The 15,742-nt window shown below is 68.8% G+C and carries 12 protein-coding genes; 11 read left to right on the top strand and 1 reads right to left on the bottom strand.

What is annotated here, in order from left to right:
• The first annotated feature begins 161 nt into the window (after positions 1-161).
• A complete protein-coding gene (locus V7E05_RS00240) occupies positions 162-566 on the top strand; it encodes a DoxX family protein (RefSeq protein WP_333617669.1) in 405 nt (134 codons plus the stop codon).
• A 25-nt stretch (positions 567-591) separates the two neighbouring features.
• Here the strand turns inward: V7E05_RS00240 and V7E05_RS00245 are convergent, their stop codons facing one another.
• Complete coding sequence (locus V7E05_RS00245; protein ID WP_333617670.1) at positions 592-2,532, bottom strand: dolichyl-phosphate-mannose--protein mannosyltransferase; 1,941 nt, start codon at positions 2,530-2,532, stop codon at positions 592-594.
• A 72-nt stretch (positions 2,533-2,604) separates the two neighbouring features.
• Between V7E05_RS00245 and rsmI the strand changes: the two genes are divergently transcribed.
• The 10 genes from rsmI (at position 2,605) to V7E05_RS00295 (ending at position 15,695) form a co-directional block, all read left to right on the top strand.
• On the top strand, positions 2,605-3,507 hold the full coding sequence (rsmI, locus tag V7E05_RS00250; RefSeq protein WP_333617671.1) for a 16S rRNA (cytidine(1402)-2'-O)-methyltransferase: 903 nt from the start codon (positions 2,605-2,607) through the stop codon (positions 3,505-3,507).
• Between the two features lie 144 nt (positions 3,508-3,651).
• Positions 3,652-5,415, top strand: a complete 1,764-nt coding sequence (locus V7E05_RS00255; RefSeq protein ID WP_333617672.1) for a BCCT family transporter — start codon at positions 3,652-3,654, stop codon at positions 5,413-5,415.
• A 141-nt stretch (positions 5,416-5,556) separates the two neighbouring features.
• Complete coding sequence (gene metG, locus V7E05_RS00260; RefSeq protein WP_333617673.1) at positions 5,557-7,476, top strand: methionine--tRNA ligase; 1,920 nt, start codon at positions 5,557-5,559, stop codon at positions 7,474-7,476.
• Positions 7,477-7,510: 34 nt separating this feature from the next.
• Entirely contained in the window at positions 7,511-8,359 is an 849-nt protein-coding gene (locus tag V7E05_RS00265; RefSeq protein WP_333617674.1) for a TatD family hydrolase, read from the top strand.
• A gap of 170 nt (positions 8,360-8,529) precedes the next feature.
• A complete protein-coding gene (locus V7E05_RS00270; RefSeq protein WP_333617675.1) occupies positions 8,530-9,735 on the top strand; it encodes a transglycosylase family protein in 1,206 nt (401 codons plus the stop codon).
• A gap of 243 nt (positions 9,736-9,978) precedes the next feature.
• A complete protein-coding gene (locus V7E05_RS00275) occupies positions 9,979-10,374 on the top strand; it encodes a hypothetical protein (protein WP_333617676.1) in 396 nt (131 codons plus the stop codon).
• 126 nt (positions 10,375-10,500) lie between these two features.
• Positions 10,501-11,475, top strand: coding sequence for a 16S rRNA (adenine(1518)-N(6)/adenine(1519)-N(6))-dimethyltransferase RsmA (gene rsmA / locus V7E05_RS00280; RefSeq protein WP_333617677.1), 975 nt, complete (start codon positions 10,501-10,503; stop codon positions 11,473-11,475).
• Complete coding sequence (locus tag V7E05_RS00285) at positions 11,468-12,535, top strand: 4-(cytidine 5'-diphospho)-2-C-methyl-D-erythritol kinase (RefSeq protein WP_333617678.1); 1,068 nt, start codon at positions 11,468-11,470, stop codon at positions 12,533-12,535. Before rsmA ends, V7E05_RS00285 begins: the two co-directional genes overlap by 8 nt.
• Positions 12,536-13,338: 803 nt before the next feature.
• Entirely contained in the window at positions 13,339-13,770 is a 432-nt protein-coding gene (locus V7E05_RS00290; protein ID WP_442891556.1) for a hypothetical protein, read from the top strand.
• Between the two features lie 80 nt (positions 13,771-13,850).
• Complete coding sequence (locus V7E05_RS00295; RefSeq protein ID WP_333617679.1) at positions 13,851-15,695, top strand: ABC-F family ATP-binding cassette domain-containing protein; 1,845 nt, start codon at positions 13,851-13,853, stop codon at positions 15,693-15,695.
• Positions 15,696-15,742: the final 47 nt, after the last annotated feature.

The following is a 15,742-nucleotide window of genomic DNA, read 5'->3' on the forward strand; positions in this document are numbered from 1 at the left end:
GATCGGCCTAGAGATTGGCCCAGAGTTCGGCGCAGAGTTCGGCGCAGAGATTGGCCCAGAGATTTACGCAGAGATCGGCCAGCAATCGGCACGTAAGGCGCGCGGGCGCGGCCCGGTCGTCGCGGCGGAGGCCACGCGCCGCGCTAGTATCCCGATCCGTGATGAGTTTCGATGGATTGCGGGATTTCGCGCTGCTCCTCGGCCGCCTCGGCCTCGGCGTGGTGTTCCTGCTGCACGGTTGGCAGAAGTTCTTCGACACCGGTCTCGGCACCGTCGCGGGGCAGTTCCAGACCATCGGGGTCCCGCAGCCGGAGATCACCGCAGCCGCCGTCGCCGGCGTCGAGCTCGTCTGCGGCATCGCCCTCGTTCTCGGCATTCTCACGCCGCTCGCCGGCATCCTCCTGGCCGTCGACATGCTCGGCGCGTTCTATTTCGTGCATGCCACCCACGGTCCCTTCGTGGAGAACCAGGGCTGGGAGCTCGTCGTCGCGCTGTTCGTCGGGGTGGTCATGCTCGCCGCAGTCGGGGCCGGGAGGTTCAGCCTCGACCACGTCCTCGGCGGCTAGCTCCCGGTGCCGCGCCGGCAGGCAGCTAAGACCAGCTCGGGAGCCATTGCTGATTGTGCCATGCGGCCTGTGTGATGGGCTCGCCCGTAAGTACCGGCCACATGTAGACGAAGTTGAGCACCACGAGCGCCACATAGACAGCGACGATCGCGATCCCCACGATCCGCCGCGGAGTGAGCGACTGCAGCGCCACACCGATACCGCCGACACCGCGGACTCTGCCGGCTTCCTCCGCGCCGCCGCGGCCGACGGCCCGCGCCCGCAGCGCCTCGCCGAGCCGAAGGTCCGCCGCTTCCACGGGAGACAAGCGCCGGCCGGCGCGGAGGAGCCCGGCGAGCTCACCGAGGATCATCGCGAGCATGATGACGAAGAACGGGATGAGCAGCGCCCCGTAAAAGAAATACATCTGTCGGTCGAACATGAAGAACCACGGCAGGATCCCCGCGGCGTACCCGACCAGCGCGAACGCATACCTCCCGTCGCGGCAGAACACGGCGCGCCACAGCGCGAACGCGAGCACGGGAATCGCGAGCCACCACATCGCCGGCGTGCCGTTGAGCATGATCGCCCGCACGCACTCGTTTTGCCCGCAGCCCTGGACGTCCTGCCCCTGCTCGAGGAAGTAGAGCATCGGCCGCAGCGACATCGGCCACGTCCACGGCTTCGACTCCCACGGGTGCATGTTGCCGTTGGAGTTGGTGAGCGAAGAGTGGAAGTCCATCACCGAGGACTGGTAGTAGATCCACGAGCGCACCGAGTCGGGGAGGAGCGAGGCGAGTCCGCCCGGGTCGACCTTCGCCGGCGCCGCGTGCCGGTACACCGAGTTCTCGTCGGCGAACCAGGGAAGCCACGAGAGCATGTAGAGGATCGCTGGCCACACGACGATCGAGGCGAAGGCCGGCACGGCATCGCGCAGCAGCATGCCGAGCACCGGCGCCTTGACCTTGTAGCGCGCGCGGAGGGCGATGTCGAAGCACACGACGAGCACCCCGAAGAACGCGACGTAGTACAGGCCCGACCACTTGACCCCCATGGCCAGCCCGAGCATCGCGCCGCCGGCGAAGCGCCACCAGCGAAAGCCCAGTCGCGGCCCGAGGTCGGCGACGGGGAGCCGGCCGCCGTGGGAGGCGCGCAGCAGGTACAGGCACACCGCCGTGACGGCGGCCGCCGCAGCGACGATGGCGGCCAGGGCGCCGAAGGACACCCCACCGGACAGGGTGACGACGCCGACCGCCATGACCCCGAGGACCCCGAGCACGACGACCACGGCGAACCAGCGCAGGCCGACGACCGGTTCGTCGTCGCGGGCATCACCGGCCACGAGCGAGCGGATCCGCCCGGCGAGCGCCGCGGAGTGCATTCTCTCGCGCATCGCGTCGCGGTCGGCGAGGAAACATGCGGCGGCCGCCGTCACGAACAACACCTGGTAGATGTCGAGCATCCCCACCCGCGAGGTGACGAAGAGGACGCCGTCGCAGCACAGCAGCAGTCCGGCGAGGCCGCCGAGCCACGACGAGCGGGTGAGCCGGCGGGTGATCCGCACGATGAGCGTGATGACGAGCACGCCGGCGATCGCTGCGGTGAATCGCCAGCCCATCGGCGTGTATCCGAAGATCCACGCACCGATCGACTCGACCTGCTTGGCCACCGGCGGGTGGACGACGAGCCCGTACGCGGGGTTCTCCTCGATCCCGAGTTGCGAGACCTGGAACGACTGCGGCGCATAGTGCTTCTCGTCGAAGATCGGCGTGCCGCCATCGGAGGCGGAGCCGAGGGACCAGAAGCGCGTGACCAGCGCGATGAGCGTGACCACGCCTGTGATGACCCAGCCGCGCACCGTGTCCGTGGGACCGAAATCCGGGACGGGCAGGGCGGGGCCGAAGCGGCGACCCCCGCGCTCCATCGTCGCGGCGGGCGCGCCGGCGGCGCTCGGATCGGCGGCGGCTGCATCGTGGCTGGACTTCACCCGGATCACTCTAACGGCAGGCCCCGAGGGTGTCCGTGCGGCGCCGCCGGGCGGCAGCCGTACCGTGGCGGTATGGAGCGAGAGCCGGGAACGGGACACGAAGCAACCGAGGCGGACGGCGGAGCCGGACGGGAGCTGCCCGCCGGCATCAACCTCGCCGCGACGCCGATCGGCAACCCCGCCGACGCCTCGGAGCGCCTGCGCCATGCGCTCGGTGCCGCGGACATCGTCGCCGCCGAGGACACCCGGCGGGCCCGTGCGCTCGCCGCCGCCCTCGGCGTGGAGATCGGCGGGCGGGTCGTCTCCTTCTTCGAGCACAACGAGACCGCCCGCGCGCCGTGGCTCATCGAGCGCGCGGAGGCCGGCGACTCCGTCCTCGTGGTCACCGACGCCGGGATGCCCTCGGTCTCGGATCCCGGCTTCGCGGTGGTGTCCGAAGCGATGACGGCGGAGGTCCCCATAACCTGCCTTCCCGGCCCGTCGGCCGTGACCACGGCACTCGTGCTCTCCGGCCTCCCCGTGGACCGCTTCGCCTTCGACGGATTCCCGCCCCGCAAGGCGGGGAAGCGCAGGACCTGGCTCGCAGGGCTCGCGGACGAGCGTCGGACCGTGGTGTTCTTCGAGTCCCCGCACCGCCTCCGCGCGACTCTCGCCGATGCCGCCGAGGTCCTCGGCGCGGAGCGTCCCGCCGCGGTGTGCCGCGAGCTCACCAAGACCTACGAGGAGGTGCTGCGCGGTGGACTCGGCGAACTCGCCGAACGGACCGCCGGCGGGGTGCTCGGCGAGATCGTCGTCGTTCTCGGCCCGGCGGAGGAGAAGGAGGCGACGGTCGACGACGTCGAATCCGCGGTCGACGAAGTCCTCCGCCTCGCCGAGGCCGAGAGGATCCGGGTCAAGGACGCCGCGGGCCGCGTTGCCGCCGCGAGCGGACTGTCCCGGAAAACTCTCTACGACGCGGCGGTTTCGCGGCACTGAGGGAGCCCGGGCATCTGCCCGGTTGCTTTACCTGCGGGGACGCTCGTATTTTGCCCCGGAGTGCTCGGCTCCGCTCAGGGGATACCCGGATCGAATTCGGCGAAACGGTTTGTCAGAACCTTCATATAATGACAGCTTGTTCTTATGTCGGATTATTCAGAGAACGTCGAATCCCCGGGAGGGGACCTGTATGAGGGGGCGGGTGACGAGGGCGGATCCAGCGCCCCGGCCGTGGCCCCGAAGAAGCAGACCGACTGGGTCGTCGTCATTTCGACGCTCGTCGTCGTCGCGGCGATCGTCGTGTGGGGCGTGTTCTGGACCAGCGGCTTCAACACCGCGGCGACCAACGCCTTCTCCTGGACGACGGACAACCTCGGTTGGCTCTTCGTCATCGTCCAGACCGGCGCCGTGATCTTCGTCGTCTACCTCGCCTTTTCCAAATACGGCTCGATCCGTATAGGTCAAGACGGTGAGAATCCCGAATACAAGACGAGTTCGTGGATCGCGATGATGTTCGCCGCGGGCATGGGCATCGGCCTCATGTTCTTCGGCGTCTCCGAGCCGCTCTCGCACTTCCACACCCCGCCGCCCGGGGTCGACAAGTCGACCTACGGCATCGCGATGTCGACCACCGCGTTCCACTGGGCGCTCCACCCGTGGGCGGGCTACGCCGTCGTCGGCCTGGCCCTCGCCCTCACCGCGTACCGCTACGGCAGGACGCACCTCATCTCGCAGGCGCTCATCCCCGTCATCGGCGAGCGCAACTCGAAGGGCGCCTTCGGCAAGTTCATCGATGTGCTCACGATCCTCGCGACGATCTTCGGCACGGCGTGCTCGCTCGGCCTCGGCGCACTCCAGATCCAGACCGGCCTCAACGAGACCGGCATGATCTCGACGACCGGCATTCTCGTGGTCATCGGCGTCATCGTGGTCCTCGGGCTCGCGTTCCTCGCCTCCGCGGCATCCGGCGTGTCCAAGGGCATCCAGCTCCTGTCGAACATCAACATGGTCCTCGCCGGGCTCCTCGCGCTCTTCGTCGCGCTGTTCTCCGGCGCGCTCGTGATGATCCTCAACCTCATCCCCACGACCATCGGCGAGTACCTCCAGAACTTCCTCGAGATGTCCGCGCGTACCGGCGCGAGCAGCAACGGCGAGGCCGGGGAGTGGCTCGGTTCGTGGACGATCTTCTACTGGGCCTGGTGGGTCTCGTGGTCGCCGTTCGTCGGCATGTTCCTCGCGCGCATCTCGCGCGGGCGCACGGTCCGCGAGTTCATCTCGGGCGTCGTGCTCGTCCCCGCAGGCATGTCGATCGTGTGGTTCTCGATCTTCGGTGGCACCGCCCTCCACCTCGAGGACGTCGGCAAGAAGATCGTCGACACCGATGTGTCCGAGCGTGAGCTCTTCAACGTCCTCGGCAACCTCCCGCTCTCGCAGGTGGCCATGGTCATCGCGATGGCAGTGATCGCGATCTTCTTCATCACCTCCGCGGACTCGGCGTCCGTCGTCATGGGCGGCATGGGGCAGTTCGGCATCGAGGAGCCGAGCCGACTGGTCACCGTCTTCTTTGGCGCGTGCACGGCCGTGATCGCCGTGATCATGCTTCTCGCCGGCGGCGGCGAATCCGATGCGCTCGACTCGTTGCAGTCGCTCACCATCATCGCGGCCTCGCCGTTCCTTCTCATCATTATCGCGCTCGGCGTCTCCATCGTGCGGATGCTCCGCTCCGATCCCACCGGTAGGACGCTCTCGGCGATGCGCAGCCCGTACGCGTGGCGCCGCCTCTCCGGCGCGAGCACGGAGCAGGCCCACATCGACGGGCCCGTTCCCATGCCGGGGACCTACGAGGCGAAGAGGATGGAGGCCGAACTCGCCGAGGAAGAGGCACGAGAGCACGGCCTCTCGACCTAGGCCCCTTCGGTCGCAGCGCAGCGCGCTCGACCCGCTATGACGACGCCCGTCACGGAATCCGTGGCGGGCGTCGTCGTTCCCGGACGGTTGAGCGCTCCGGCCATTCGGGGCGGTGAGCTCGCGTCCATTAGGGTCTAAGGCATGGGTAAAGCTGTGTTCGTCGCCGTGGCGTGGCCGTACGCCAACGGTCCTCGCCATATCGGCCACGTGTCCGGATTCGGCGTCCCCTCGGACGTCTTCGCTCGGTATCACCGAATGGCGGGGGACCGTGTGCTCATGGTGTCCGGTACCGACGAACACGGCACGCCGCTGCTCGTCCAGGCGGAGAAGGAGGGCGTCGCGGTCCAGGAGCTCGCGGACCGCTACAACCGCGTGATCGTCGACGATCTCGTCGGCCTCGGCCTCTCCTACGATCTCTTCACCCGCACCACCACGCGCAATCACTACGCCGTGGTGCAGGAGCTGTTCCGCGGGCTACACGAGAATGGCTATCTCGTGGAGAAGACCACCACCGGCGCGATCAGCCCGTCGACCGGACGGACGCTGCCCGACCGCTACATCGAGGGCACCTGCCCGATCTGCGGCTACACCGAGGCGCGCGGCGACCAGTGCGACAACTGCGGCAACCAGCTCGACCCCATCGACCTGATCTCGCCCGTGTCGAAGATCAACGGAGAGACCCCCGAGTTCATCGAGACCGAGCACTGGTTCCTCGACCTCCCGGCGCTCGCCGACGCGCTCGGCGCGTGGCTCGAAGGTCGCCGCGACTGGCGCCCCAACGTGCTCAAGTTCTCGCTCAACCTGCTCAAGGACGTCCGCCCGCGGGCGATGAGCCGCGATATCGACTGGGGCATCCCCATCCCCATCGACGACTGGGCGGACCGCGGGGACAAGAAGCTGTACGTCTGGTTCGACGCGGTCGTCGGCTACCTCTCCGCCTCGATCGAGTGGGCGTGGCGCTCCGGCGACCCGGAGGCCTGGAAGGAGTGGTGGCAGAACCCCGAGGCCCTCGCCTACTACTTCATGGGCAAGGACAACATCACGTTCCACTCCCAGATCTGGCCGGCCGAGATCCTCGGCTACACAGGCCGCGGGAGCAAGGGCGGCGAGCCCGGCGCGCTCGGCGCGCTCGAGCTGCCCACCGAGGTCGTTTCCTCGGAGTTCCTCACGATGAGCGGCTCGAAGTTCTCCTCCTCGCGCGGCGTGGTGATCTACGTCAAGGACTTCCTCGAGACGTACGGCGCCGATGCGCTCCGGTACTTCATCGCCGTCGCAGGCCCCGAGAACCAGGACACGGACTTCACCTGGGACGAGTTCGTGCGCCGGGTCAACTTCGAGCTCGCCAACGAATGGGGGAACCTGGTCAACAGGACCATCTCCATGGCGCACAAGAACTTCGGGGAGATCCCGGAACCGGGCGAGCTCCAGGAGATCGACACGGAGCTGCTCCGCACCGCCGAGGAAGCCTTCGACACCGTCGGCGGGCACCTCTCGCACTCTCGCTTCAAGCCCGGCGCCACCGAGGCGATGCGGCTCGTCGGCGCCGCGAACCGCTACATCGCGGCGACCGAACCGTGGAAGCTGGCGAAGGCGGCGAAGGGTGACGGCGATCAGGCCGGCGATCCCGCGCAGCGCGAGCGCCTCGCGACGGTTCTTCATACCGCACTCCAGGTGGTCTCCGACGCCAACGCGTTGCTCACCCCCTTTATCCCGCACTCCTCCCAGCAGGTCTTCGAGGCCCTCGGCGGCGAGGGCGTGTGGGCGGCGATGCCCGAGGCGCGGGAAGAGACGGACGACATGCCGGTCGAGCCCGTGGGCGTGGGCGTCCCCGCCGCAGGCCGCAGCTACGCGGTGATCACCGGGGACTACGCCTCCGCGAAGGCCACGTGGGCCCGCACGCCGATCGTGCCGGGAACGGCGCTGGTCAAGCCCAAGCCGATCTTCGCGAAGCTCGACCCCGAGCTCGGCGAGACCGGGCCCGAGTGGGCGCCGATCGCATCGCCGGAGGCGGAAACGGCGTCCGAGGCAACGGAAGCACAGGCCGAGACGGCCGAGAAGTAGACAGCACTACCCGACAGCCCGAAAGGCCCGAACCGTGGGAAAGAAGAAGCCCCGTCCGATCCCGGTTCCGCCGGAGCCCCTGCCCGCGCTCTTCGATGCGCACACGCACCTGTGGTCGTGTGGAGCGCGCACGCCGGAGCAGGTCCGCGAGCTCATGGACCGCGCCGCGGCGACCGGCGTCGAGATGGTGTGCAACGTCGGTGACGACATCGACGAGACCCGCGAGGCCGTCGCGCAGGCGGAATGGGACGAGCGGATCGTCGCGGCGGCGGCGATCCACCCGACCAAATCGCATCACCTCACCGACGAGATCCGGGCCGAACTCGCCGAGCTCGCCGCGCACCCCAAGGTCGTGGCCGTGGGGGAGTGTGGCCTCGACTGGTACTGGATCGACAAGGACACCACGGGGGACACCGCGGACAAGGACACGCAGATCGAGGCGCTGCATTGGCACATCGATCTCGCCAAGCGTCTCGGCAAGCCGCTCATGATCCACAATCGCGAAGCCGATGCCGACCTGCTCCGCGAGCTCGCGGGGGCGGGAGAGCCGGAAACCGTGATCCTCCATTGCTTCTCCTCGCCCTTCGAGGTCGCCGAGAAGGTCCTCGACCGCGGCTACATCCTCTCCTTCGCCGGGAACTCGACCTTCCCCGCGAACTCCCACCTCCGCGAGGCCTGCGCGGCGGCGGGCCGCGAGCAGTTCGTCATCGAGACCGACGCGCCGTTCATGACTCCCGTCCCGTTCCGCGGCGCCCGGAACGAACCGCAACTGATCGGCTACACCGCGCGAGTGCTCGCCGAGGCGCGCGGCGAGGATCCCGCGGATTTCGCCGCGCAGGCCACTGCGAACGCCCGCCGGATCTTCGGTCTCGACTCTCGGTAGGTCCCGATCGGGCCCCGAAAATCGATAACTTTGGTCACAAAAGAATCATCTGACCAACGTCGACTCGCTGGGCACACGTTTTTTGTCACCATTAGGTCAGCTTCGTTATCGTGTCGTTATTGTTTGCGCGTCGATCGGCGCGCCCGAAAAACAGCAAGGACGACTGCAACGTGACTTCCCCGCTCCAGGCCGAGCCGACCCAGGTCAACCCCGATGCCCCCTCCGGTCGCCGGCGCAAGGGCAACCGGCACGTCAACCGCCTGCGGACGTCGAATTCCAAGTTCCTCCGCGTATCGATCGCCGCGATCCTCGCCACCGTCACCATCGGCGGCGTCTCGGCACTCGAAATGCGCAAGAACGTCACCGTCGACATCGACGGCGAGCAGGTCGAGCTCACCACCTTCAAGCGCAACGTCTCGAGCGCACTCGAGGACGCGGGATACGAGATCGGCGACAACGACGTCGTGAACCCCGCGGCGGACTCCCAGCTCGGCGACGGCGAGACCGTCACCGTTCAGCGCAACCGCACGGTCGAGCTTGTCGCGGACTCCGGCGTCATCGACACCCAGACCACCGCCACGACGATCGGGGAGTTCCTCTCCGAGAACGGCCTCGATGCCGGCGCGCTGCGCGCCGGCTCGCCGGACGACAAGCTCCCGCTCGAGGGCGCCCAGGTCGAGGTCGACACGCCCCGGGTGGTGACCCTCCTCGACGGCACGGGCGCGCCCACTCGCGTCGCGCTCACGGGCAAGACGGTTCGCGAGGCGCTCAACGCCTCCGGTCACCAGGTCGGCGACCGCGACATCATCCTCCCCTCGGCCGATACCCCGGTCCTGCCGGGCATGTTCGTCAAGGTCCTCCGGGTCACCGACGAAGAGGAGAAGACCACCGCGCACATCGATCCGCCGCGCAACGAGGTCGACGATCCAGAGCTCGAGGAGGGCAACGAGGAGGTCACCGATCCCGGCACGCCGGGCGAGACCGAGCAGACCTGGACCGTGACCAAGGTCAACGGCCAGGAGACCGAGCGTCACATCGCCTCGGAGCGGACCATCACCGAACCGAAGCCGGCGACGGTCCGTGTCGGCTCGAAGAAGCCTGCGCCCGCCGCGCCTTCTGTCGCCGCTGGCGGCACGATCTGGGACCAGATCGTGCAGTGCGAGGCGACCGGCGACTGGTCGATCAACACGGGCAACGGGTTCTCCGGCGGCCTCCAGTTCACCGATCAGACCTGGCAGGCCTTCGGCGGAGGCGAATACGCCCCGCAGGCGTGGCAGGCCTCGCGTGAGCAGCAGATCGCCGTCGCCGAGAAGGTCCAGGCGGCACAGGGTTGGGGTGCCTGGCCGGCGTGCACGGCCAAGCTCGGCATCGGCTAGTCGCCCTAGCGGCCCCTCGATTCGCCGCAGACTCGGATAGTCGCTCGTAACCGGGCTTTTCCGGTCCCCGAATCGGGGCCGGAGGAGTGTAGCCAAAGCGCCGGGTATGTCCTAGGCTGAGCCGTGATCCGGGGTGGCGCCCTGTCGGCAGGTGCGTCGACCACGATGCATCCACCCCAGTTCTCCACCTTGCCGAGCGGCCGCATCCCGCCCGGCATCCCACGACGCATTCCAGGATGGTTGATGGAGCATTCCGCTTTTCCCCTGGTGGCTGGCGAGTCGCTCTCCGTGCAGGAGTCCACACTCACCTTCACGGACACGGCCACTGATTCCACCTCTCTCGACGCAGCCCGGACGGCGGCCGACCTCGGGGCGGATTCGCCCGACCAGTCGATTCACCTGCTCGCGGCGCTCGAAGACGAGGGGGAGTTCGAGGCCGTTTTCGGCACCGAGCCCGCTGCGGCAGAAGAGGGCGCCGAGACTCCCGCCGATTCCGGCCGCTGCGCCTCAGCCGGCACCGAGGAGCCGGCCCCCTGGCTCGACTCCGAGTTCCGCTCGTGGGTGGAACGGATCAGCGGAGATCTCGGGTTCGCCGACAGCGTCGAACGCGACCTGCGGCTCGTGACCCCTCTCGGGTAGAAGCGGCCTCCGCCGTCATCCGGCGTTCTTCCGTTCTTTCATGTGGCCTGACGCCGCAGATCCGCCCTCCCCGGCCCGTCGCATTCGCCCCGGGCGGTGGCCGTGCGCTTGGATGGAGGGGTGAGTATGCCGAACAGCGAGCACGATCCCGCCGACCGCGCCGATCCCGGCGGCTTCCGCGGGCTCGCCGCGCCCCTGGGACCGAACCAGGTGCGCGAGCTCGCGGCGTCCCTCGACATCCGCCCCACCAAGACCCTCGGGCAGAATTTCGTCCACGACGCGAACACGGTGCGCCGCATCGCGACGGCCGCGGGGATCACGCGCTCGGACCGGGTCCTAGAGGTAGGCCCGGGCCTCGGTTCTCTCACGCTCCCCCTGCTCGACGCGGCCGGCTCCGTGGTCGCGGTCGAGATCGATCCGGTGCTCGCCGAGCAGCTCCCGCGCACGGTGGCCGAGCGCGCCGAGGAGCTCTCCGGAAACCTCGACGTGGTCGTCGGCGACGCTCTCCGAGTGAGCGCCGACGAGCTCGGGGAACCGCCGACCGCCCTCGTCGCGAACCTCCCGTACAACGTCTCCGTCCCGGTGCTGCTCCACCTCCTCGAGCAGCTCGGCGACCTCCGGGTCGTGCTCGTCATGGTCCAGGCCGAGGTTGCCGACCGCCTCGCCGCGGCACCGGGCTCCCGGATCTACGGGGTCCCGAGCGTCAAGGCCGCGTACTACGGCCGCGTCTCCCGCGCCGGCGCGGTGGGGCGGAACGTCTTCTGGCCCGTGCCCAACGTCGAGTCTGGGCTCGTGCGCATCGACATCGGTAGAGGGATCGGCTGGGAACGGGGACCGGAGCTGCGCGAGCGCCTCTTCCCGCTCGTCGACGCCGCGTTCGCGCAGCGCCGCAAGACCCTCCGCGCGGCTCTCGGCGGTTGGGCCGGTACCTCGGCCCGGGCGGAGGAGATCCTTCGCGCTGCCGGGATCGATCCGCGGACGCGCGGGGAGCAGCTCGAGGTCGCCGATTTCGTGCGCATCGCATCAGCCGCCGAAGCCACAGAAGTCGCCGAAGGCCCGCTGCGGTCGGGCGACGGCGACAAGGACTTCCCGCGTGCCTGAGGGTCGAGCCGGGGGAGCGGGGCGCAACGCTGCGTCGGCCCGCGAACCGCGCTGGTCCCGGGCTCCCGGAGGCTCCCGCGGGTCCGGCGTGTCCCGGCCGCAGACGGGCGGAGAACGCCGGCGCTCGGCGCTCGCGCCCGCGAAAATCGACCTCCACCTCGGCGTCGGCCCGCTCCGCCCCGACGGTCTCCACGGGCTGGTCGCCGTCTCGCAATCCCTTTCGCTCTACTCGCGCGTCACCCTGACGGCGGAGCCCGATTCCGCCGAGGACTCCCTCGTCGCCTCCGGACCCGGAACCGAGCTGATCCCGCAACCCGGGGCGCTGGTGCAGCGCGCGATCAGGCGGTGCTTCGAGGTGGCGCGCAGACCGCCGGAGCCGGTGCGCATCGAGATCGACACGGACATTCCCGTCGCATCGGGCCTCGGCGGGGGAGCGGCCGACGCCGCGGCCGCGCTCCTCGCCGCCGACGAGGTGTTCGGACTGGGGTTGGGGATCAGCGAGCTCGCCGGCATTGCCGCCTCGCTCGGCACGCATGTCCCGCTGGCCCTGCACGGAGGGACCGTGCTCGGGATCGGGCACGGCGAGTCGATCACCCCAATGCCGTTCCGCGGGTCCGCCCTCCATTGGGTGGTGGCGATGGCGCGGGACGGGCTCGACGCGGCAGAGACCTACGCGGAACTCGACCGTCGCAGGCAGGCCGGCAGCGCTCCGGTGTCGGTGAGCTTCGATGCCGAAGGCGACGCCATCGACGACGGCCACATCGATCTCGCCCGCGCGCTCGCCGGCGGCGACGCTCGGGCCATCGCCGCGAACGTGCGCAACGAGCTGGGTGGCGCGGCACTCGCGCTGCGCCCGGCGCTGAGGCGCGCGCTGGAGGACGGGCGAGAGGGAGGCGCGCTCGCCGCGCTTGTTGCCGGTTCGGGTCCCACCTGCCTCTTCCTCTGCGCCGATGCGGAGGCTGCTGTGGACATCGCCACGGAGCTCGCGACGAGCGGAGCAGCACACGCGATCCGCACGGCGAGCAGCCCCGTAGGTGGGGCGCGACTTATCGAGGAGTGAGCGGACGAGGCGCTTTGTTCCATCCGTAAGAGGGGCATGTTCGCGGCGGGTAGTGAGGGCCCGTACGAGTGCTGCGTTCGTCCGAGGCACGAGGCACGAGGCATGGCGGTCTCGGCGGGCATGGGGCCGCCGACAGGCGAGATTCCCGAGCCGGTCAACCGATTGCCGGGGGCTTTTGCCCCACCTAACGTGTGCTGCGGAAAGTGGGCCGTACCGAAAGGACGGTCCGTAGGGGCTTTTCATTCCTGAAGTACCCGAAGGGCGCGAGAGCACCCTGGGGGGACGACCATCTTCGGAAAATCTATGAGAAACCGCACGTCGGCGCTGTTCGTGGCGGGCTGCGCGGGGCTGTCGGCGGGAGCCGTTTCTCCTGCGGTTGCCGATTCGGCGCCGTCGGATTAAGCGGAACCGGCGCAGGCTGCCATGCAGAAGCCGAGTTGGGAGGAATTCGAGTCGGAACCTATGCCGATTCCGACGGGCAGTACATCGTCGACGGGGACATCCCGATCGCCGATGAGAAGGAATTGCGCGAGTTCTACGAGGCGATGCCGTAGGACCCACACGAGAGCCACTTCGCGGACCTCCGGGCGAACAAGAACGACCGCGGAAAGCCGAAGCTGTGGAGCAAGGAGCACGTCGGCAACGTCACCTACTGCCTCTCCGATGAATTCGGCGACCTCAAGGAGACCATCGTCGATGCCACGGATTCCGGCGCCGCCAATTGGGAGAATGCTTCGACCGCGATCGACTTCCGGCACCTCCCGGGCGAGGACGCGGACTGCGACACCGACAATTCGAACGTCATGTTCTCGATCGAGCCGACGAAATCGGAGAACTACGTGGCGCGGGCGTTCCTTCCCGGTGCTTCGAAGTCGCGGCGGAACATCCTCGTGTCGCCGATCGTGGCGGATAACGCATATTCGCCCGCCAGCGTCATGGGGCACGAGCTCGGGCATGTGCTCGGCTTCCGGCACGAGCACAATCGGCCCGAGGCGGGGACCTGCTTCGAGGACGACAACCTGGTCCCGTTGACGCCATACGACAGCCGGTCGATCATGCACTACCCGCACTGCAACGGCATCTCCGAGGACATGGAGCTCTCCGAGCTCGACCGCAAGGGAGTTCAGTTGGCCTACGGCGCCAGGGAGGAAGATCCCGATGGCTCCGACGATCCCGCCGCGCCCGAGTGCGTCCTCTCGGTCCTTTCGGCATGTACTGGCTCGCCAGGCAACTGACGGTCGGAAGACAGCCGGCGGAGGGGAGACACAGCGAAGGTCCGGACACCCACGGGCGGGCGCTAGAATCGGACCTCGATATGGCACATCTTCTCGGGGCCGAAGCCCTGCACCTCGAATACCCCACCAAGGTCGTTTTCGACTCGGTCTCCCTCGGCGTCAACGAGGGGGACCGGATCGGGATCGTCGGCCGCAACGGCGACGGCAAGTCCAGCCTCCTCGGCATGCTCGCGGGGCTCCGCGAGCCGGACGGCGGCAGGGTGACGGTGCGGGGCGGCGTCACCATGGGGGTGCTCGACCAGAAGGACACCCTCGCCGACGAGCTGACGGTGGGCCGCGCGGTGGTCGGGGACGCTGAACAGCACGAGTGGGCGGCGGACCCGAAGGTGCGGGACGTGATCGGCGGGCTGCTCTCGGACCTCGACTGGAACGCCGAAGTGGGGACCCTGTCCGGCGGGCAGCGGCGCCGCGTCGCGCTGGCCGCTCTGCTCGCGGGGGACTGGGACGTTCTCGCGCTTGACGAGCCCACCAACCACCTCGACGTCGAGGCGATCACATGGCTCGCACGGCACATCAAGGGCCGCTGGGCGAAGAACGCCGGCGGGCTCCTCGTGGTGACCCACGACCGGTGGTTCCTCGACGAGGTGTGCACCACCACGTGGGAGGTGCACGACCGGATTGTCGAGCCGTTCGAGGGGGGCTATGCGGCGTACATCCTCCAGCGCGTGGAGCGCGACCGGCAGGCCGCGACCATCGAGCAGAAGCGCCAGAACCTCGCACGCAAGGAGCTCGCTTGGCTGCGCCGCGGCGCCCCCGCGCGCACCTCGAAGCCGAAGTTCCGGATCGACGCGGCGAACGAGCTCATCGCGGACGAGCCCGAGATCCGCAACAAGGTCGCCCTCGAATCGCTCGCGGTCTCGCGGCTGGGCAAGGACGTCGTCGACATCGAGGACGCCTCGGTGTCGTACGGCGAGCGCGAGGTGCTCGAGGACGTCACGTGGCGGCTCGCGCCGGGCGAGCGCACCGGCATCCTCGGCGCCAACGGGGCGGGAAAGTCGACGCTCCTCGGGCTCATCACCGGTGCCGTCGAGCCGAGCGCGGGGCGGGTAAAGCGCGGCAAGACGGTCAAGGTCGCGACGCTCACGCAGCAGACCCACGAGCTCGACGAGCACATGGACCAGCCGGTGCGGGCCGTGCTCGCCGAGCTGCAGACCTCCTACACCTTCGGCTCGGGCTCGAAGGCGCAGGAGATGACTCCCTCGCAGCTCCTCGAGCGCCTCGGCTTCGCCGCCGCGCAGCTCTCTACACCCGTAAAGGATCTCTCCGGCGGGCAGCAGCGCCGCCTACAGCTGCTCCTCATCCTCCTCGAGCAGCCCAACGTGCTCATCCTCGACGAGCCCACCAACGACCTCGACACCGACATGCTCGCGGCGATGGAGGACCTCCTCGATTCGTGGCCGGGCACGCTCGTCGTGGTGAGCCACGACCGGTACTTCCTCGAGCGCGTCACCGATCAGCAGTACGCGATCCTCGGCGGGCACCTCCGGCATCTCCCGGGCGGCGTGGACGAATATCTGCGCCGCAGCGCGGAGGCCGCGAAGGGCGCCGAGAGCTCCGGCGGGATGCGCTCCGCGACCCCATCCGGCGGCGCCGCGGCGAACCGGGACGGAGAGGCACCTGCGCCGTCAGTCGAACCTAAGCTCTCCGGTGCGGAGCGGCGCGCCGCCGAGAAGCAGGTGGCGGCTGTAGAGCGGAAGCTCGACAAAGTGAGCAAGGAGATCGAGGCGCTCAACGCCGAGATGGCCGCACACGACCAGAGTGATGTCGGCGGGCTCTCCGATCTCGGCAAGAAGGTGTCGGCGAAGCAAGACGAGGTCGACGCGCTGGAAGAGCAGTGGATGGAGCTCTCGGAAGGGCTCGACTAGCGATGGTGGCAGACACGATCGAACAACATGAGGCGATTCGGGCGGAA

This window comes from Dietzia sp. (assembly GCF_036741115.1).
In the GTDB taxonomy this organism is placed as follows: Bacteria; Actinomycetota; Actinomycetes; order Mycobacteriales; family Mycobacteriaceae; genus Dietzia.

Excerpts from the sequence above, each read along its gene's own strand:
- rsmI (WP_333617671.1), top strand. The coding sequence starts at position 2,605 with ATGGAGCGAGAGCCGGGAACGGGACACGAAGCAACCGAGGCGGACGGC.
- V7E05_RS00275 (WP_333617676.1), top strand. The coding sequence starts at position 9,979 with ATGGAGCATTCCGCTTTTCCCCTGGTGGCTGGCGAGTCGCTCTCCGTG.
- rsmA (WP_333617677.1), top strand. The coding sequence starts at position 10,501 with ATGCCGAACAGCGAGCACGATCCCGCCGACCGCGCCGATCCCGGCGGC.
- V7E05_RS00295 (WP_333617679.1), top strand. The coding sequence starts at position 13,851 with ATGGCACATCTTCTCGGGGCCGAAGCCCTGCACCTCGAATACCCCACC.
- V7E05_RS00290 (WP_442891556.1), top strand. The coding sequence starts at position 13,339 with ATGTTCTCGATCGAGCCGACGAAATCGGAGAACTACGTGGCGCGGGCG.
- V7E05_RS00255 (WP_333617672.1), top strand. The coding sequence starts at position 3,652 with ATGTCGGATTATTCAGAGAACGTCGAATCCCCGGGAGGGGACCTGTAT.
- metG (WP_333617673.1), top strand. The coding sequence starts at position 5,557 with ATGGGTAAAGCTGTGTTCGTCGCCGTGGCGTGGCCGTACGCCAACGGT.
- V7E05_RS00240 (WP_333617669.1), top strand. The coding sequence starts at position 162 with ATGAGTTTCGATGGATTGCGGGATTTCGCGCTGCTCCTCGGCCGCCTC.